An 18922-nucleotide genomic window follows, 5' to 3' on the forward strand; every position below is an offset into this window, starting at 1 on the left:
TGTGCCTTAGCTCTCGGTAACGGAGGCTGACCTGGCGGACAGCGCAGCAATGATGTCCTGCAACTGTGCCACACCGGCAGCCCGGTCGGTCAGGTGCAGGCGCAGCACGGGACGGCCATGCTCACTGAGCACCTGGGCATCGCCCGCGGCCTGCGCGGCAATAAGTTCTCCGAACGTGAAGGGACGTTCCGGAATGGCAAGGTCTTCGGCCGAGGCCGCCGTGACCTGCAGGAACACGCCAATTGCCGGTCCGCCCTTATGGAACTGCCCGGTGGAGTGCAGGAAACGCGGTCCCCACCCGAACGTGACGGGACGGCCGGAGACAGCTGCCAGTTCGTCGCGGACGCCTTCCAGCTGTGCGAAGGCCAGGCGGTCAAAGTAAGCCTGGACGCTCAAGTAGCTGTCCGCCTCGAGGGTGCCCAGCAGCGCACGCACTGCCTCTTCTGCCGTTGCTGCACCGCCAAGCCACTCCCCGCCGCGGACCTCGATGGCACCGTCAACGAAAGCTGCGGGCGTAGGCTCAGGCTGCGCGTCCAGCAGGCCGCGGGCCGCCACCTTGGCAGCCTCGACGTCCGGCTGGTCGAACGGGTTGATGCCCAGCAGGCGGCCAGCCACGGCAGTAGCAAACTCCCAGACCATCATCTGGGCGGCCAGGCCGCCGGCAATGGCAACCTGGTTTTCACCGAGCTCGACGTCGGCGTCCGCGGCTACCAGCCGGACCACCAGGACGTCCGGGGCGCCGGAGGAAACCTCGGGTGAGTCGGGGCCTGCCACCACCGGCAGGACGCCGGTGCCCAGCTTGCCGGTGGACTCGGCGATGAGCTGCTCGGCCCAGTCGGCAAAGCCCACAATGCCTGAACCGTCCTCGGCGATGACGATCTTGTTGCGCAGCGGGCTGGTACCGCCCAGTGCTGTTCCCAGTGCAAGGCCGATGTTCTCGGGAGCGTCGTCGTTGAGGACTTCAGCTGCTTCCTCGGCTTCGTCCAGGAAGGCCTGAATGTCCACTCCGGCCAGTCCCGAAGGCACAAGGCCGAAGGCGGTCAGGGCAGAGAAGCGGCCGCCCACGTTGGGATCGGCGTTGAAGACAGCCCGGTAGCCTGCGTCGCGGGAGGCCTTGTCCAAGGGGGAACCGGGATCGGTGACGATGATGATCCTGCTGGCGGCATCGACGCCGGCGTCGTTGAACGCCTTCTCGAACACCCTCCGCTGGGAATCCGTTTCCACGGTGGAACCCGACTTGGAGGAGACCACGATGGCAGTCTCCGCCAGCCGGTCCGCCAGGGCAGCACGGACCTGGTCCGGGTCCGTGCTGTCCAGCACAGTCAGCTCGACGCCGGCAGTACCGGCGATGACCTCCGGAGCCAGGGAGGACCCACCCATGCCGCAAAGCACGATGCGGGTCACACCCTCGGCCCGGAGGGCGTCACGGAGTTCCAGGATCTCCTTCACCAGCGGCTGCGAGACGGTGGCCGCCTCGACCCAGCCAAGGCGGATGGCCGATTCGGATTCGGCGTCAGGACCCCAAAGGGTGTGGTCCTTCGCGAAGATCCGGGTGGCGATCCGGTCCTCCACCAGGGCGGGAAGGTGCTGCTCGAGTGCCTGCTGAGCGGCACCGGTGGCTTCGTAGCTGAGTGTGCTCATTGTCGGTTAGGAAGCCTTCCGTGCGGAGGCGAGGGCGCCCTCGACGTCGCCGAGCAGCTCCTTCCAGGCGGCCACGAACTTGTCGAGGCCTTCGGATTCGAGGAGTGCGACGACGTCGTTGTAGGAGATGCCCAGCTTCTCGAGCGCGTCCAGGGTGGCGTTGGCTTCGGCATAGGTGCCGGTGACGGTGTCACCGGTGATCACGCCGTGATCGAACGTGGCGTCCAGCGTCTTCTCGGGCATCGTGTTCACCACGCCGGGAGCGACGAGCTCGGTGACGTAGAGGGTGTCCGGGTAGGCCGGGTCCTTCACGCCGGTGGAGGCCCACAGCGGACGCTGGGGGAGTGCGCCGGCTTCTGCCAGCAGTGCCCAGCGTTCGGTGGCGAAGAGCTCTTCGTAGACCTGGTAGGCCAGGCGGGCGTTGGCCAGGCCGGCCTTGCCCTTGAGGGCCTTGGCCTCGTCGGTGCCAAGGGCGTCCAGGCGCTTGTCAATTTCGGTGTCTACGCGGGAGACAAAGAAGGAAGCCACGGAGTGGATCTTCGAGAGGTCGTGGCCGTTTTCCTTGGCCTGCTCCAGGCCCGACTGGAAAGCGTTGATGACCGCGCGGTAGCGCTCCAGCGAGAAGATCAGGGTCACGTTGACGCTGATGCCCTCGGCCAGCGTCGCGGTGATTGCTTCCAGGCCTTCAAGCGTGGCCGGGATCTTGATGTGGACGTTGTCCTTGTTGACCTTCTTGTACAGGTGCTTCGCTTCGGCGATGGTGCCGGCAGTATCCCAGGCCAGGCGCGGGTCAACTTCGATGGATACCCGGCCGTCGACACCCTTGGTGGCTGCTGCCACGGGGGCGAACAGGTCGCAGGCATCGGCGACGTCGGTGGTGGTGATCTCGAAGATGGTGTCCTCGACGCTGGCGCCCGCTGCTGCCTGTGCTGCAATGGTGGCGTCGTAGTCCGTGCCAGCGGTGATGGCGGCGTGGAAGATGGACGGGTTGGTGGTCACACCAACCACGTTCTTCTCTTCGATGAGCTTGCGCAGGGTGCCGGTTTCCAGGCGCCCGCGGGACAGGTCATCGAGCCAGATGGATACTCCGGCGTCGGAGAGCTGCTGGGTGGGAGTAGTCATGGTGTTTATCTCCTCAGAAATTGGTTGTTAGGCCTGGAGGCCGGCGAGGGAGTCCTTGGCGGCGGCGGTAACTGCTTCCGCCGTGATGCCGAACTCCTGGAAGAGGCGCTTGTAGTCGGCGGAAGCGCCGTAGTGCTCGAGGCTGATGGAACGGCCGGCGTCGCCGACGAATTCCTTCCAGCCCAGGGACAGTCCTGCCTCAACGGAGACACGTGCCTTGACGGCGGCGGGCAGGACGGATTCGCGGTAGGCGGCGTCCTGCTTGTTGAACCATTCCACGCAAGGCATGGAGACCACGCGGGCGGCGATGCCTTCGGCCTGCAGGGCTTCGCGGGCCTGGACGGCCAGCTGGACCTCGGAACCGGTGGCAATCAGGATCACGTCGGCCGGAACGGTGGCACCGTCCTTGGAGGCCTCGGCCAGGACGTACCCGCCCTTGGCGACGCCGGCCACGGCACCGAAGGTGTCGCCGTCGGCAAGGCCTTCGCCGCGTTCCCAGGTGGGGATATTCTGGCGCGTCAGCACGATGCCGGCGGGGTTGCTGTGGTTTTCCAGCATGGTCTTCCACGCCACGGCCACTTCGTTGGCGTCACCGGGGCGGACCACGTCCAGGCCCACGATGGCGCGCAGCGAGGCGAGCTGTTCCACCGGCTGGTGGGTGGGGCCGTCTTCGCCGAGGCCAATGGAGTCGTGCGTCCAGACGTAAAGGGACGGGACGCCCATCAGGGCACCTAGCCGGATGGCGGGGCGCTGGTAATCGCTGAAGATCAGGAAGGTACCGGAGAATGCGCGGGTGCGGCCGTGCAGGCTGATGCCGTTCACGATCGAGGCTGCGGCGTGCTCGCGGATACCGAAGTGCAGGACGCGACCGTACGGGTTGCCCTTCCAGGCATTGGTCTGCTTGGACGCCGGAACGAACGACGGCGAACCCTCAATAGTGGTGTTGTTCGACTCTGCAAGGTCGGCGGAGCCGCCCCACAGTTCCGGCAGCACCGGGCCCAGCGCGTTCAGCACCTTGCCGGACGCCGCACGGGTGGAGACATCCTTGCCGGCCGGGAAGACGGGGAGGGCGGCATCGACGCCTTCGGGAAGTTCCTTGGCCTCGATGCGCTGCAGCAGGGCCGCGCCTTCGGGGTTGGCGGCCTGCCAGGCGTTGAACGACTCTTCCCATTCCTTGCGGGCAGCGGCACCGCGGTCTACCACGGCACGGGCGTGTGCCAGGACGTCCTGGTCCACGTCGAAGGACTTGGCGGGGTCAAAGCCCAGGACTTCCTTGAGTGCTGCAACTTCCTCGGCACCGAGGGCAGAACCGTGGATCTTGCCGGTGTTCTGCTTCTTGGGGGCCGGGTAGCCGATGATGGTGCGCAGCGAGACGATGGAAGGCTTGGAGGTTTCAGCTTTGGCGGCAAGGAGCGCGGAGTAGAGCTCCTGGACGTCTTCCTTGTATTCGCCGGTTTTGGTCCAGTCCACGCGCTGGGTGTGCCAGCCGTAGGCTTCGTAACGCTTCAGCACATCCTCGGTGAAAGCGATGTCGGTATCGTCCTCGATGGAGATGTGGTTCTCGTCGTAGATCACAACGAGGTTGCCCAGCTCCTGGTGGCCGGCCAGCGAGGAAGCCTCGGAGGTAACGCCTTCCTGGAGGTCGCCGTCGGACGCGATCACCCAGATGGTGTGGTCGAACGGGCTGGTGCCGGGAGCGGCGTCGGCATCGAACAGGCCGCGCTGGCGGCGCTGGGAGTAGGCGAACCCGACCGAGGAAGCCAGGCCCTGGCCCAGCGGGCCCGTGGTGATTTCCACACCGGCGGTGTGCTTGTACTCCGGGTGGCCCGGGGTCAGTGAACCCCAGGTGCGGAGCGCCTCAAGGTCCTTCAGTTCCAGGCCGTAGCCGGAGAGGAACAACTGGATGTAGAGGGTCAGCGACGTGTGGCCCGGGGACAGGACGAAACGGTCACGGCCCAGCCACTCAGGATTGCGGGGATCGTGGCGCATCAGCTTCTGGAAGAGAAGGTACGCGGCCGGCGCCAGGCTCATGGCCGTTCCCGGGTGTCCGTTGCCCACCTTCTCCACCGCGTCCGCGGCCAGTACGCGGATGGTATCCACCGCGCGCTGGTCCAAGTTGGTCCAGGACAGTTCTTGCTCTTCCAAATGTGGCACGAAAACCGGGCCCCTCTCTGTGCTGATGGCAGGCGGCACACCGGGTCCGCATGAAGGCACGCCGTGTGGCGCCCGCTGCGGTGTGTACCAGCCGTTCACCATCGAAACGTTGATCTTTCACTCAGCCACTGGCCAGAACGGGAATGCGTTTTCCACGGCTTCCCTCCTGCGTGCTGATCTGTTGCCAGCTTAGCTCCATTCCATTGTTCGGGCGGCCGGAATCTCACGTTGTGGACGCAATTTCCGCCTTTGTGAACCCTCCTGAAGCGAGGCTGACTTAATCTGCTCGAATGGGTGCGCGGGCAATCATCAGCACCAAATCCGGGGCGATGGGTGCGTGTACATGACGGGCCGTTGGGAGGGGAGCGGCACGGTATGATATCTGGAGGCCAGCACCGGACCAGGGACCCCTTTGCCCACCCGGAGACCCTTGGCCGGCGCGCGGATCCCCATGGGGTTGGTCCGCAGGTGCCCGGACGGGCAGGGCCGCATGACACAGCTGGACAGCCAGACAGAACTGCCAACAGAACGGGTGACCGCCACCGTGAGCACAACAGATACGCCGCTGAACGCATCCCGGGCAAACGCCGGGATTGCCCGTAAGGCAAAGGCGTATCTCGCCCTCACGAAACCCCGCGTCATTGAGCTGCTGCTGGTCAGTACGCTTCCCACCATGATTTACGCCGAGCGCGGCTTTCCCTCCATCGGACTGATCCTGGCCACCCTGGTGGGCGGTGCCTTCGCAGCCGGCAGTGCCGGAGCGTTCAACTGCTACATTGACCGGGACATCGACAAGCTGATGCACCGTACGGAGAACCGGCCCCTGGTGACCGGTGAAGTCACCCCCCGGGAAGCGCTGGTCTTCTCCTGGCTGTTGGGGGCTGCCGCGATCGCCATCCTGTGGTTCGGCGCCAATCCGCTGTCCGCATGGCTCGGCCTGGCGGCCATCTTCTTCTATGTGGTGATCTACACAATCATCCTCAAGCGGCGCACCGCGCAGAACATTGTGTGGGGCGGCGCGGCGGGCTGCTTCCCCGTGCTGATCGCCTGGGCGGCCGTGACCAACTCCGTGGAGTGGCCGGCGGTCATCCTTTTTATGGTGATCTTCCTTTGGACGCCGCCGCACTACTGGCCCCTGTCCATGCGGTACGGCGAGGACTACCGCAACGCCAACGTGCCGATGCTCGGTGCCATCGCCGGAGCCAAGGTGGTCTCTGTCCAGGTGGTCCTCTATGCGTGGGCCATGGTGGCCTGCTCGCTGCTGATGGTTCCCGCCGGCGGGGCAGGGTGGGTGTACACAGTGACAGCCGTCCTGGCAGGCGCCTGGTTCCTCTACGAATCACACTCCCTGTACAACCGGGCCCAGCGAGAAGACATCTCTGACAAGCGCGCCATGAAAGTCTTCCACGGCTCCATCAGCTACCTCACGCTGCTTTTCATCGCCTTGGCGGTGGACCCGTTCATCGGCCAGGCGGTCATGGCCGGCTAGTCCGCGTTACGGTGCCGCAGTCCCGGCTGGGGGATCCTGCCCCGAATTGCTGGCAGGCCCGCTAGGCGGATGCCATAGTGGCGTGATGATCAACCAACAAGAATTGTGGGACGCCCGCGCTGCCGCCCAGTACGATACGCCCGGAGTCGGAATGTTTTCCCCGGAAGTACTGGCCCCCACCGTAGAGGTCCTGGCACAGCTGGCTGGTTCCGGTCCTGCCCTCGAATTTGCCATCGGCACGGGCCGGGTTGCCATTCCCCTGTCCGAGGCAGGAGTCCAGGTCAGCGGCATCGAACTCTCGCACGCAATGATCTCCCGCCTCCGGGAGAAGGCGGCGGGGGGCAGTATTCCCGTCGTGCAGGGTGACATGCGCGAGGCAGTGGCAGGGGACAACTTTTCGCTGGTGTTCCTGGTGTTCAACACCATCTCCAACCTCCTGACCCAGGACGAGCAGGTCCGGTGTTTCCGCAACGCTGCACGCCACCTCGCACCCGGCGGACACTTTGTGATTGAGCTCTGGGTCCCCCAGCTGCGGTCGCTGCCGCCCGGGCACGGCGGGACTGTCGAGGTGAGCCAGCCGGGGTATCTGCTGGTGGACAGCTATGACGTGCTGCAGCAGCACGTCATATCCCATCACGTGCGGTTCAACCCGGAACTGCCGGATGGGCGGGATGCCCGAATTGACCGGACACCCCACCGCTACATCTGGCCCAGCGAGCTCGACCTCATGGCGCGGCTGGCCGGATTCGAGCTGGAGTCCCGTTGGGCTGACTGGGACCGCAGTCAGTTCACCGCAGACTCCCGCAGCCACGTGTCCGTGTACCGCCTGGCAGGCTGAGGCGCTCCAGCCGCGAGGACTTGGCAGATCCGACAAGCACGTGACCAGCTTGTCATATTGATCACGTTTAGTGTCACCTACCGTGACAACGTGCTTACCCTTGGATGGATCCTGCCCGCGAGCAAAGGAAAAACCCATGGCACAGGCGCCTGATCCCTCCACCATCCAGACCTCGGTCCACAGCCCGCCCGTGCCGGGGAGGGGCACCCGGAAATGCGTGCGGCCCGGCTTCCTGAAGCATCTCGGCGCTGACGTCCCGGCGTCACTCGTGGTGTTCCTTGTTGCCCTGCCCCTGTCCCTCGGCATAGCCGCCGCGTCCGGCGCACCCGTCATGGCCGGACTCATCGCCGCAGCCATCGGCGGCATAGTTGCCGGCAGCCTGGGCGGCTCCCCGCTCCAAGTGAGCGGACCCGCGGCGGGGCTCACCGTCGTCGTCGCCGGCCTGGTCCAGGAGTTCGGCTGGCAGGTGACGTGCGCGATCACTGCCGCGGCCGGCGTCGTCCAGCTGCTGCTCGGCCTCAGCCGTGTGGGGCGCGCCGCGCTGGCCGTCTCGCCCGTGGTGGTCAAGGCAATGCTCGCCGGCATCGGCATTACCATCATCCTGCAGCAGCTCCACGTGCTGCTGGGATCAGAGCCGGCGGGCCCGGCCCTGGAAAACCTCGCCGCGCTGCCCGCGGCCATCACTAACGTCGAACTGCACGCAGCCCTGCTGGGGCTCACCGTCGTCGGCATCCTGCTGGGCTGGAAGTACCTTCCAGCAGCGGTGCGCCGGGTTCCCGGGTCACTGGCCGCCGTCGTTGCCGGCACCGCCCTCTCTGTGGCGTTCGCCCCGGGCGTCCAGCGCATCTCCTTCGAAGGGTCGATATTCGACGCCGTTGCGTTGCCGCAACTGCCCGACAGCAACTGGCGTGCCCTCGCCTTCGCCGTCATCTCCATGGCCCTGATCGCCAGCATCGAATCCTTGCTTTCCGCGGTGGCCGTGGACAAAATGCACACCGGCCCGCGGACCAACCTCAACCGGGAGCTTGTGGGCCAGGGGGCGGCCAACATCCTGTCCGGCTCCCTGGGCGGCCTGCCGGTAACCGGTGTGATTGTCCGCAGTGCAACGAACGTGGAGGCAGGCGCAGCCACCCGCGCGTCGGCCGTCCTGCACGGCGTGTGGGTCCTGGCCTTCTCCGCAATCTTCGCCGGGCTGATCCAGCTGATTCCGCTGTCCGTCCTGGCCGGACTGCTGGTGGTCATCGGCGCACGCCTGATCAAGGTTGCCGACATCCGCACAAGCCTGCGCACCGGTGACCTCCTGATCTACGTCGTGACCCTTCTCTGCGTGGTGTTCCTGAATCTGCTGGAAGGCGTCATGATCGGCCTGGCACTTGCCGCGGCCAGCGTGCTGTTGCGTGTGCTCCGGGCCGCAGTCCACGCCCGTCAGCCCATCTCTCCGTCGGCCCCCTGGCGCGTCACCATCGGCGGCTCGTGCAGCTTCTTCGCCTTGCCGCGGCTGAACCGGGTGCTGCATTCGGTTCCGGCAGGCACCGACGCGGTGGTTGAGCTGAACGCGGACTACGTGGACCATGCCTTCCGGGAAGCCCTGATCGCCTGGCAGAAGCAGCACGAAGCGGCCGGCGGGACTGTCCGCCTTGAGGAACACGGAAACACCCTCTTCCAGGACGCCGCACACCGGACACCGCAGCGGCAGGAAGCCCGGGAGCTTCCGCTTCCGCCCAGGGCCTCCTGGCAGTCCGCCGGATCTGCCGGGGACGGAGCCGCCGACCCGGCTGGCAGGGAAGCCCAGCCGCTTGAATTGCTCCTGGAGGGGGTCAACAAATACCACCGCCGCTTCGCCGACCAGGTCAAACCCCTTGTTCAGGACCTGGTGGAAGGCCAGAACCCGGACACCTTGTTTGTTGCCTGCGTGGACTCCCGCGTGAACCCCAACCTCATCACCAGCAGCGGGCCGGGGGACCTTCTGACCCTGCGGAACATTGGCAACGTGGTGTGCCACGACGGCCAGGACGCGTCGGTCGACTCGGCTCTGTCTTTCGCGGTGAAGGCCCTCGACGTGGATTCAATTGTCATCGGTGGACACTCCGACTGCGGTGCAATGAAGGCACTGATCGCGGACGCCGAGGGAAACGGCAACGCTTCGCTCGGCGCCGGCTTCGATGCCTGGCTGGACCATGCCCGGCCCAGCTACCGGGAGCTCGCGGACCATCCCGTTGCCCGGGAAGCTGCGGCCGCCGGGTACGACCGCCTGGACCAACTGGCCATGGTGAACGTCGCCGTCCAGTTGCGCAAACTGGACACCCATCCGGTTGTGGGGCCTGAACTCGCTGCGGGCCGGTTGCAGTCAACCGGCCTGTTTTACGACATTGGCACGGCGCGCGTGTTGCTGGTGGAGCCAACCGGGATCCGGTTCCTCGATCCTGCGCAGGCTGCCGCAAACTCCGCTGCCCCGGCGCCTTCGCGCTAACGCGCCGGAGCGTGGCGGCTAATACCGTCGTGACACAGATGCCCCCGGTTCGCTGCGAACCGGGGGCCATCTGGTTTTGTGCCGAAAGAGAACCCGGGTGCTACTCCACCGGGCTCGCTTTGGCAAGATCCCAGGCGTTGGTTGAAGCTGCCATCAGCAGCGCTGCCCCGAGCATGTGGGCTGCCACCAGGAGGGCCGGAATGCCGTTGTAGTACTGGGTGAAGCCGATGATGGCCTGGAGGACCGTCACGCCGAGAAGCCCCAGCACAGCGGTACGGAAGGGCCCGTGAATCCGGCGGAGGAACACCAGGGCAAGGGCCACAACTGTGCCGGCGGTGACCAGGTAGGCCGGCACGGCGTGGATGTGCGAGAACAGGTCCCAGTCCAGGCCGTTGCGCGGAGCGTCAGCGTCGCCGGCATGCGGGCCGGCACCCGTGACCACCACGCCGAGCATCACGGCGACGGCGGAAAAGAGCGCGACGGCGGCCGTCACCGGACGCATGATCCCCGGGAGGGCGGGGTGCCGGGCAGCCAGGAACCTTCCGGTCCTGCCGAAGGCACGGTTCACCAGCAGCGTGGCAAACACCACCAGCGCCATGGACACCAGGAAGTGCAAACCCACCACCCAGGGGTTGAGGTTGGTCAGCACCGTGACGCCGCCGATCACAGCCTGGGCGGGAATGCTGGCCAGGAGGCCGAGGGCCAGCAGGAAGAGGTCCCGCCGCTCCTTGCGGAGGTTCCACAGGTACACCAGCATCAGCGCGGCCACTGCGGCCAGGGCAAAGGTCAGGAGCCGGTTGCCGAATTCGATGAAGCCGTGGATGCCCATCTCTGCGGTGTTCACCAGCGAGGTGTCGGTGCAGCGCGGCCAGGTGGGGCACCCCAGACCGGACGCCGTCAGCCGGACCGCTCCGCCGGTCACCACCAGGAGGGTCTGCCCAATGAGCGAGGCAACGGCAAGGCGCCGCACCCGGATGTCCACGGTGCGGGGCAGCCGGGACGAAAAGCGGTTAACGAACTGGGGGAGGCGTGATGCGGTGCTCACGGGTATCTCAATTCCACTTGAACCAACGGATGGCAGCTGCCCCGGCAATGACTGTCCAAAGCAGCAGGATGAGGGCGGCGCCGCCGTTAAGGGTGCCGCCGAGGAAAGCTTCGCGCAGGGATTCACCCAGGGCGCCGGAGGGCAGGAAATGCACCATTGACTGGGGGCCGGCGGGCAGCCGTTCCGCCGGGATAACGATTCCGCCCAAGGCCCCCAGCAGGATCCACAGCAGGTTGGTGATGGCCAGCGTCGCCTCCGGCCGGACCGTTCCCGCCACCAGGAGGCCCAAGGCGGTAAAGGCAGCCGCGCCCAGGGCCAGCAGCAGCAGGCCCGGCAACCAGCCCGCTGCCTCAGGCTGCCAGCCCAAGGCAAAGGCAACAGCGCTGACGACGGCGACCTGCAGGCACAGCACGGCAAGGACAGAAAGTGCCTTGCCCGCGATCAGGCCGCCTCGGCCCAAGGGCGTGGTGGAAAGGAAGCGTAGCACCCCATAGCGGCGGTCGAAGCCCGTGGCGATGCCTTGGCCGGTGAATGCCGTGGACATGGCGCAGAGGGCCAGGATCCCGGGGACGGCGACATCCACGCGGCTGCCGCCCATCCCGTCAAGGAACGGCGTGACGGTCAGGCCCACGAGGGCCAGGAGCGGCAACACCACTGCCAGGATCAGCTGCTCACCATTCCGGAGCATGGCCAGGGCCTCGTACTTGCCCTGCAGCAGCACGCGCCGGAACAGCGAGGCGGGACGCTGCGCACCGGATACACCGCCCAAGGCGGCAAGGGGCGGATTGCCCGCAGCGGCACCGGAAGCGCCGGGCGCTGTCCCGTTCATCGGATGTCCTTTCCCGAGATATCCAGAAAGACGTCTTCAAGGCTACGCGCCTGCAGGCTCATGGAAGCGGGCATGATGTTGTGCGCTTCCCACCAGCGGGCGAGGGCTGCCAGGTGGGCCGGAGTAAGGCTGCCCGTGACGGAGTAGCTGCCGGCGCGGGTTTCCGTGACGGCAATGCCGGCCGGCAGGACGCCGTCGAAATCCAGCCCGGCGGCAGCCTCGAACTCAAGGGTGCGGAGATGTTCGGCGCCGGCCTCCACGGCTGAATTGCGCTGGAGCAGTTCCTGGACCGTTCCCTCCGCAACGTTCCGGCCGCCGTCAATGATGTAAACGTAGTCTGCCAGCCGCTGGGCGTCATCCATCAGGTGGGTGGTGAGGATGATGCCCATCCCGGCGTCACGAAGTTCAGCGATCAGATCGAACACCAGCTGGCGGGACTGGGGGTCCAGGCCGGCGCTGGGCTCGTCCAGGAACAGGACTTCCGGCCTGGCGATCAGCGCCGCGGCCAGGGCGAGCCGCTGCTTCTGCCCGCCGGAGAGTCGGCGGACTGTTGTGCGGCTGAACGTATCGATGCCCAGCCGCTGGATCAGGTCGTCCACAGGCCATGGGTGTTCGTAAAGTCCGGCGATGTGCCGCAGCAGCGGAACGGGCCTGGACGACGGCGGCAGGCCGCCGTCCTGGAGCATCACACCAACGCGGGAGCGCAGGCCCGCCCCTGCCGATGCGGGGTCCTGGCCGAGCAGGGAGATAGTGCCGCCACTGCGCTTCTGCAGGCCCTGGGCGCACTCGAGCGTGGTGGTTTTTCCGGCCCCGTTGGCACCCAGCAGGGCTGTCACTTCTCCGCGCTCGGCGATCAGGGAGACGCCGCTCACCACCCGGAGCATTTTTCCGTCCAGGCTGGCAAGCGGGCCAACGTCTTTCACTAACCCGCTGATGGACAGAACCGGGGATTGGGGGGATCGCACCCCAGTATTCTACGGGATGTAGTATTTCCCGCAGTCCTTCACCGGTTCGCTCTGCTCTGGACTCAGGTCAGCCTGTCCTTACTGGAATGCGGGACTAAATTACGACACTATTGTGTTGTGTATTCCATGACCAACGCTACTGCTGTGCCCTTTGCCGGGCAGGGGGCTCCGCAGGCTCCCGCAGACCGCGGCCGCCCGGCCGCCGGTCCGGTGGCTGACGCCGACGAGCGCACCCGGGACCGGGTGTTGTCCGCCGTCCTGGAGCACGGACCTGTGAGTGCGGCCGAACTTGGCGACCTGCTGGGCTTCACACCGGCTGCAGTGCGCCGGCATCTCGACCACCTGTCCCGCGCCGGTGTCATCGAAGTCAAGCGCGTTGCCAGGTCAGGTGCCGGGGCAGGACGCCCCGCCCGCCGCTACGTGCTCAGTTCCCAAGGCCAATCGAGCCTGGGCAACGACTACCTCGGCATCGCCGCGCTTGCCCTCCAGCAGCTCCAGAAAATGGCGGGGCCGGATGCCGTGCGGGCCTTCGCCGTCGAACGCTTCTCCGAGATGGAGCGCCGCTACGCGGCCGAGATCGAAAAGGCCGGGCCGGACGTCGCTAACCGCGCCAAGGCGCTTGCCGAGGCTCTGAGCCGCGATAATTTCGTTGCATCCGCAGCATCCATCGAAGCCAAGGCTCCGCTCCCGGCAGCCCTTTCCAGCGTGCAGCTGTGCCAGGGCCACTGCCCCATCCAGGAGCTCGCCGCACGGTTCCCGGTGTTCTGCGATGTGGAGACCGAAGTCTTCTCCCGGCTGGTGGGCGTGGACGTCCGCCGGCTCTCGACGCTGGCCCGCGGCGGGCACGTCTGCACCACCCACATTCCTACAGGCCGGCTGTCTGCCCAGGCGCCCACAAAGCTCCCGGCAGCCCCCGCCAGCCTGAATGAAGTAACCAACCAGCAGCAAGAAAGGCCGTGATGACGGACCAACTATCAGAGAAAGCGGTAGCCGAAAACACTGTGATCTCGGAGATTCTGGAAAAGAATCCCGAGCTCCACGGCATCGGCACCTACGAGTACGGATGGGCCGACAAGAACGACGCCGGCGCCAACGCACGCCGTGGGCTCAACGAAGAGGTAGTCCGGGACATTTCGGCGAAGAAGAGCGAACCGGAGTGGATGCTCGATCTTCGCCTCAAGGGCCTGAAGTACTTCGACCGCAAGCCCATGCCCACCTGGGGCGCGGACCTGTCCGGCATCGACTTCGACAACATCAAGTACTTTGTCCGCTCCACGGAGAAGCAGGCAGCCACCTGGGAAGAGCTCCCCGAGGACATCAAGAACACCTACGACAAGCTGGGCATCCCGGAAGCTGAAAAGCAGCGCCTGGTTTCCGGTGTCGCCGCCCAGTACGAGTCCGAGGTTGTTTACCACCAGCTGCGTGAGGACCTTGAGAGGCAGGGTGTCATCTTCCTTGACACCGACACCGCCCTGAAGGAGCACCCGGAGATCTTCCAGGAGTACTTCGGCACCGTCATCCCGGTGGGCGACAACAAGTTCGCCTCGCTGAACACCTCCGTATGGTCCGGCGGATCCTTCGTTTACGTCCCCAAGGGCGTCCACGTGGACATCCCGCTGCAGGCATACTTCCGCATCAACACGGAAAACATGGGCCAGTTCGAGCGCACCCTGATCATCGCCGACGAGGACTCCTACGTCCACTACATCGAAGGCTGCACCGCGCCCATCTACACCTCGGACTCGCTGCACTCCGCCGTGGTGGAGATCATCGTGAAGAAGGGCGCCCGCGTCCGCTACACCACCATCCAGAACTGGTCCAACAACGTGTACAACCTGGTGACCAAGCGCGCCATCTGCGAAGAGGGCGCAACCATGGAATGGGTCGATGGCAACATCGGGTCCAAGGTCACCATGAAGTACCCGGCCGTGTACCTCGTGGGTGAGCACGCCAAGGGCGAAACCCTGTCCATTGCCTTCGCCGGCGAGGGCCAGCACCAGGACACCGGCTCGAAGATGGTCCACATCGCGCCGAACACCAAGAGCTCCATCATCTCGAAGTCGGTGGCCCGAGGCGGCGGCCGTGCAGCCTACCGCGGCCTGGTCCAGGTCCGTGAAGGCGCCAAGCACTCCGCCAACACGGTCCGCTGTGACGCACTGCTGGTGGACACCATCAGCCGCTCGGACACCTACCCCTACATCGACATCCGCGAGGACGACGTTGTGATGGGCCACGAGGCAACTGTTTCCCGGGTCAGCGAAGAGCAGCTCTTCTACCTGATGTCCCGCGGCATGCGCGAAGACGAGGCCATGGCGATGATCGTCCGCGGCTTCATCGAGCCAATTGCCCGCGAGCTCCCCATGGAGTACGCACTTGAGCTGAACCGCCTGATCGAACTGCAGATGGAAGGGTCCGTCGGATAACGATGACTGAAATCACTACTGAAAAGGCACGCATCGGCGCGCCCTCAGCCCAGCCGTTCATCAACGGCTTCACCGAGGAAGGCGAGAGCCTTTCACCCATCAACGCGGGCACCAAGGCGCCGCTGGCCGGGGATTCGGCCAAGAGCCACTCCCACGGCGGCGGCGTGGGCATCCCGGACAGCTCACGCGCCGGGCGGCTGACGTCCTACAAACTTGCAGACTTCAAGCCGCTCACCGGCATGGAAGAAGACTGGCGCTTCACCCCGCTCAAGCGCCTCCGCGGCCTGCACTCCGAGGTCCTCTCCGGCGCCGCACCCACCGTTGTGGTCAACGGTCCGGAGCAGGTCACCGTTGAGAGCGTCGGCCGCGAGGACCAGCGCATCGGTACCGCCGGCATCCCCGAGGACCGCGTCTCCGCCAACGCCTGGGAGAACTTCGCCGGGGCCACTGTGGTGACCATCCCGTCCGAGTTCGAGGCGACCACGGAAATCAGCGTGGACATCGAAGGCACCTCCCTGGAGGCCGCCGCCCAGCACCTGGTGATCATCGCCGAAAAGTTCTCCAAGGCAGTTGTGGTCCTGAACCACAAGGGTTCCGCTGTGGTATCGGAAAACGTCGAGATCATCGTGGAAGACGGCGCCAACCTGACCGTTATCACGCTCCAGGAATGGAACGACGACGCCGTCCACGCCTCCTCCCAGCAGGCGAAGATCGGCCGGGACGCTAAGCTCAAGCACGTCATGGTGAGCCTTGGCGGCGACCTGGTCCGCGTCACGCCGTCGGCCCGTTTCACCGCCCCCGGCGGCGAAGCAGAAATGTTCGGCCTGTACTTCGCCGACGCCGGCCAGCACCTGGAACAGCGTCTCTTCGTGGATCACGCCGTGGCCAACTGCAAATCCAACGTGCTGTACAAGGGCGCACTGCAGGGCCGCAACGCCCACGCCGTGTGGGTTGGCGATGTCCTCATCCGCAAGGAAGCTGAAGGCACCGACACCTACGAGGCCAACCGCAACCTGCTGCTCACCGACGGAGCCCGCGCCGACTCCGTGCCCAACCTCGAAATCGAGACCGGACTGATCGAGGGTGCAGGCCACGCCAGCGCCACCGGCCGGATGGACGACGAGCACTTGTTCTACCTGATGGCCCGCGGCATCCCCGAGGACGTTGCCCGTCGCCTAGTGGTCCGCGGCTTCCTCAACGAGATCATCCAGCAGATCAAGGTCCCCTCCATCGAGGAGCGGCTGACCGACGCTGTTGAACACGAACTCGCACTGACGGACAACTAGAAGGCACGGAGCACGGGTTTACAGATGACTGACCAGCCAAAGGGCGAGCTTGTCTGCAAGGTGGATGAAATCCAGCTGAAGCAGGCGTTGCGGATCCTGATCGACGACTACCCGGTAGCCATCGTCAAGGACTCCATGGGGGAGATCCACGCGATCGGCGACACCTGCTCGCATGCGGACATCTCATTGTCGGAGGGCGAAGTGGAGGGCTGCGCCATCGAGTGCTGGGGCCACGGCTCCCAGTTCGATCTGCGCACCGGCGAACCGCTCCAGCTGCCGGCCTATGATCCCGTGCCCGTGTTCGCCGTGGAGATCCGGGGCGACGAAGTCTACGTGGACTTCACCACCATCCTTAACGGCGCCGAAGCCCCGAACTTCAGCTAGCACCACAGAATTACGAACCAACTTCCACACAGAGACAGCACCGCCGCCGCCAGGCGCGGTGCAGAGGAGAACAAGACATATGTCTACTCTTGAGATCAAGGACCTGCACGTCAGCATTGAGACGGAGCAGGGCACCAAGGAAATCCTGAAGGGCGTCAGCCTGACCATCCGGACCGGCGAAACCCACGCCATCATGGGCCCCAACGGCTCCGGCAAGTCCACGCTCGCCTCCACCATCGCAGGACACCCCCGCTACAACGTCACCAGCGGCTCCATCACCCTCGACGGCGAAGACGTCCTGGAGATGAGCGTCGACGAGCGCGCCCGCGCCGGCGTCTTCCTGGCCATGCAGTACCCCGTGGAGGTCCCCGGCGTCAGCATGACCAACTTCTTGCGCACCGCCAAGACCGCCATCGACGGCGAAGCCCCCAAGCTGCGCACTTGGACCAAGGACGTCAAGGCCGCCATGGAGCAGCTTCGCATCGACGCCGACTTCGCCCAGCGCAACGTCAACGAAGGCTTCTCCGGCGGCGAGAAGAAGCGCGTGGAAATCCTCCAGCTGGAACTCTTCAAGCCCAAGTTCGCGGTATTGGACGAGACCGACTCCGGCCTGGACGTTGACGCGCTGAAGGTTGTCTCCGAGGGCGTCAACCGCGCCCACGCCGACGGCAACATGGGCACGCTGCTCATCACGCACTACACGCGCATCCTGCGCTACATCAAGCCTGACTTCGTGCACGTGTTCGTGGACGGACAGGTTGTTGAAGAAGGCGGCCCCGAGCTCGCCGACCGTCTGGAAGAAGAAGGCTACGACCGTTACGCCAAGGGTGCCGGCGCTGCCGCAGCACCCGCAGCCGCACAGGCCTAGTAAGGACTTGCCATGACCGAAATTAGCGCGTCCCGCACCAGCCTCGAGGACGTTGAAGAAGCGCTGAAGGATGTGATCGATCCTGAGCTCGGCGTCAATGTGGTGGACCTCGGCCTGCTCTACGGCCTGAAGTACTCCGATGACGACGGCGCGCTGCTGATCGACATGACCCTGACCACCGCCGCCTGCCCGCTCACCGATGTCCTCGAGGAGCAGGTGGGCAAGGCCCTGGACGGCGTGGTTGATGAGTGGCGCCTGAACTGGGTCTGGATGCCGCCATGGGGTCCGGAACGGATCACCGACGACGGCAAGGACCAGATGCGGGCCCTCGGCTTCAACATCTAAATAAGTACGACGACGGCGGGTCACCTTTCAGCGGAAAGGTGGCCCGCCGTCGTCGTTCACCGCTCCCTCCCCAATCTCGCAAGCTCGATTGGGGCCCCTCGGGAGCGTGGGCCCACCCCCCCGGCCGCAGGGGAACTCGGTGGGGTTAGAGCGATGGTGCCGAGAAGGTGTCGCACTGGTTGATGTCGCCCGTTTTGTAGCCCTGGTAGAACCATCGCTGGCGCTGCTCACTGGAGCCGTGGGTCCATGCCTCGGGGGAGACGCGACCTGTGGCTGCCTCCTGGATCCGGTCGTCACCTACAGCTGAAGCGGCGGACAGCGCATCGTTCAGGTCCTGCTGCGTGAGCTCCTCCAGGAACGGCTGGCCGTCCGGCCCGGGCTGGGTTGAGGCGTGCCTTGCCCACAACCCCGCATAGCAGTCGGCCTGCAGTTCAACGCGCACGGCGCCGGACTCCGGGCCCTGCGGATCCTGCTGCGCCCGGTTCAGGTTTCCCAGCACGTTCTGGATGTGGTGGCCAAACTCGTGTGCCACCACATACTCCTGTGCGAGCGGTCCGCCCGAGGAACCGAAACGGTCCACCAGTTCCTGGAAGAAGCCGGGGTCGAAGTAGGCGGTGGTGTCTGTGGGGCAATAAAACGGTCCTACGGCGCTGGAGGCCGTACCACAGCCCGTGCTGACTCCCTGCTCGAAAATCACTGTCTCGGGCTGCGGGTACCGTACGTTGTACTGCTGCAGGTAAGCAGGCCAGAAAGCGTTCAGGCTGTTCACGGTTCCCGTTATGCGGCAGTCCACCCGGGCATCGGCGTCGGCGCCCGTTTGGCAGGCCGGAGCGGTTCCCTGGCTTTGCGGTGCCTGCCCGGCCCCGGCCAGCCCCTCGAGCAACTGCGGGTTCACGCCCAGGAGCGTGGCGATGAGCAGGATGAGCCCGCCTCCGATTCCGCCGCCTACTTTTACTCCGCGGCCCATGCCGCGCCGGTCCTGGACCTGTGAAGGATCCAGCTGCACATTGTCATTGAAGCTCATGAAGTCACAATACCCGCGGGCCCGCGGTTCAACCCGGGA

Annotated in this window: 16 protein-coding genes; 9 read left to right on the forward strand and 7 right to left on the reverse strand. The window is 65.6% G+C overall.

Translation table 11 applies throughout. The features are described 5' to 3' along the window. Positions 1-6 precede the first annotated feature (6 nt). The 3 genes from AC5RVY_RS10090 to tkt are packed head-to-tail and all read right to left on the reverse strand — an operon-like array spanning position 7 to position 4908. Positions 7-1641, reverse strand: coding sequence for a phosphoglucose isomerase-related protein (locus AC5RVY_RS10090; RefSeq protein ID WP_493954566.1), 1635 nt, complete (start codon positions 1639-1641; stop codon positions 7-9). A gap of 6 nt (positions 1642-1647) precedes the next feature. Beyond that, positions 1648-2763, reverse strand: a complete 1116-nt coding sequence (gene tal, locus AC5RVY_RS10095; protein WP_493954567.1) for a transaldolase — start codon at positions 2761-2763, stop codon at positions 1648-1650. Positions 2764-2790: 27 nt separating this feature from the next. Next, positions 2791-4908 carry a transketolase gene (gene tkt / locus AC5RVY_RS10100; RefSeq protein ID WP_493954708.1) on the reverse strand — a complete coding sequence of 706 codons (2118 nt, stop codon included), beginning with the start codon at positions 4906-4908 and terminating at the stop codon, positions 2791-2793. 541 nt (positions 4909-5449) lie between these two features. Here tkt and AC5RVY_RS10105 point away from each other — a divergent pair. The 3 genes from AC5RVY_RS10105 to AC5RVY_RS10115 all read left to right on the forward strand — a co-directional run bounded on the left by AC5RVY_RS10105 (position 5450) and on the right by AC5RVY_RS10115 (position 9714). Continuing rightward, positions 5450-6406, forward strand: a complete 957-nt coding sequence (locus AC5RVY_RS10105; protein WP_493954709.1) for a heme o synthase — start codon at positions 5450-5452, stop codon at positions 6404-6406. A gap of 85 nt (positions 6407-6491) precedes the next feature. Next, a complete protein-coding gene (locus AC5RVY_RS10110; protein ID WP_493954568.1) occupies positions 6492-7244 on the forward strand; it encodes a class I SAM-dependent methyltransferase in 753 nt (250 codons plus the stop codon). A 136-nt stretch (positions 7245-7380) separates the two neighbouring features. Then, positions 7381-9714, forward strand: coding sequence for a SulP family inorganic anion transporter (locus AC5RVY_RS10115; protein ID WP_493954569.1), 2334 nt, complete (start codon positions 7381-7383; stop codon positions 9712-9714). 100 nt (positions 9715-9814) lie between these two features. Here AC5RVY_RS10115 and AC5RVY_RS10120 read toward each other — a convergent pair whose 3' ends face one another. The 3 genes from AC5RVY_RS10120 to AC5RVY_RS10130 are packed head-to-tail and all read right to left on the reverse strand — an operon-like array spanning position 9815 to position 12553. Next, the gene (locus AC5RVY_RS10120; protein WP_493954570.1) at positions 9815-10759 is read right to left on the reverse strand and encodes a COX15/CtaA family protein; all 945 of its coding nucleotides are present in this window, start codon (positions 10757-10759) and stop codon (positions 9815-9817) included. Positions 10760-10766: 7 nt separating this feature from the next. After that, positions 10767-11588 (reverse strand): ABC transporter permease, encoded by an 822-nt coding sequence (locus AC5RVY_RS10125; protein WP_493954571.1) that lies wholly within the window; start codon positions 11586-11588, stop codon positions 10767-10769. After that, complete coding sequence (locus AC5RVY_RS10130) at positions 11585-12553, reverse strand: ABC transporter ATP-binding protein (protein ID WP_493954572.1); 969 nt, start codon at positions 12551-12553, stop codon at positions 11585-11587. Before AC5RVY_RS10130 ends, AC5RVY_RS10125 begins: the two co-directional genes overlap by 4 nt. A gap of 117 nt (positions 12554-12670) precedes the next feature. Between AC5RVY_RS10130 and AC5RVY_RS10135 the strand changes: the two genes are divergently transcribed. The 6 genes from AC5RVY_RS10135 to AC5RVY_RS10160 all read left to right on the forward strand — a co-directional run bounded on the left by AC5RVY_RS10135 (position 12671) and on the right by AC5RVY_RS10160 (position 17859). Beyond that, complete coding sequence (locus tag AC5RVY_RS10135) at positions 12671-13513, forward strand: helix-turn-helix transcriptional regulator (RefSeq protein ID WP_493954573.1); 843 nt, start codon at positions 12671-12673, stop codon at positions 13511-13513. Beyond that, positions 13513-14976: a Fe-S cluster assembly protein SufB gene (sufB, locus tag AC5RVY_RS10140; RefSeq protein WP_493954574.1), complete on the forward strand. Its 1464-nt coding sequence runs from the start codon at positions 13513-13515 to the stop codon at positions 14974-14976. The genes AC5RVY_RS10135 and sufB overlap by 1 nt, the downstream gene beginning before the upstream one ends. Before the next feature lie 2 nt (positions 14977-14978). Next, entirely contained in the window at positions 14979-16262 is a 1284-nt protein-coding gene (sufD, locus tag AC5RVY_RS10145; RefSeq protein WP_493954575.1) for a Fe-S cluster assembly protein SufD, read from the forward strand. A 24-nt stretch (positions 16263-16286) separates the two neighbouring features. Further along, positions 16287-16646 carry a non-heme iron oxygenase ferredoxin subunit gene (locus tag AC5RVY_RS10150; RefSeq protein ID WP_493954576.1) on the forward strand — a complete coding sequence of 120 codons (360 nt, stop codon included), beginning with the start codon at positions 16287-16289 and terminating at the stop codon, positions 16644-16646. Positions 16647-16725: 79 nt separating this feature from the next. Then, complete coding sequence (gene sufC / locus AC5RVY_RS10155) at positions 16726-17514, forward strand: Fe-S cluster assembly ATPase SufC (protein ID WP_091418788.1); 789 nt, start codon at positions 16726-16728, stop codon at positions 17512-17514. Between the two features lie 12 nt (positions 17515-17526). Then, positions 17527-17859, forward strand: a complete 333-nt coding sequence (locus tag AC5RVY_RS10160) for a metal-sulfur cluster assembly factor (protein WP_493954577.1) — start codon at positions 17527-17529, stop codon at positions 17857-17859. Between the two features lie 145 nt (positions 17860-18004). Here AC5RVY_RS10160 and ypfJ read toward each other — a convergent pair whose 3' ends face one another. Then, positions 18005-18883: a KPN_02809 family neutral zinc metallopeptidase gene (gene ypfJ / locus AC5RVY_RS10165; RefSeq protein WP_493954578.1), complete on the reverse strand. Its 879-nt coding sequence runs from the start codon at positions 18881-18883 to the stop codon at positions 18005-18007. Positions 18884-18922 lie beyond the last annotated feature (39 nt).

The organism is Arthrobacter sp. Ha26, assembly GCF_059091705.1.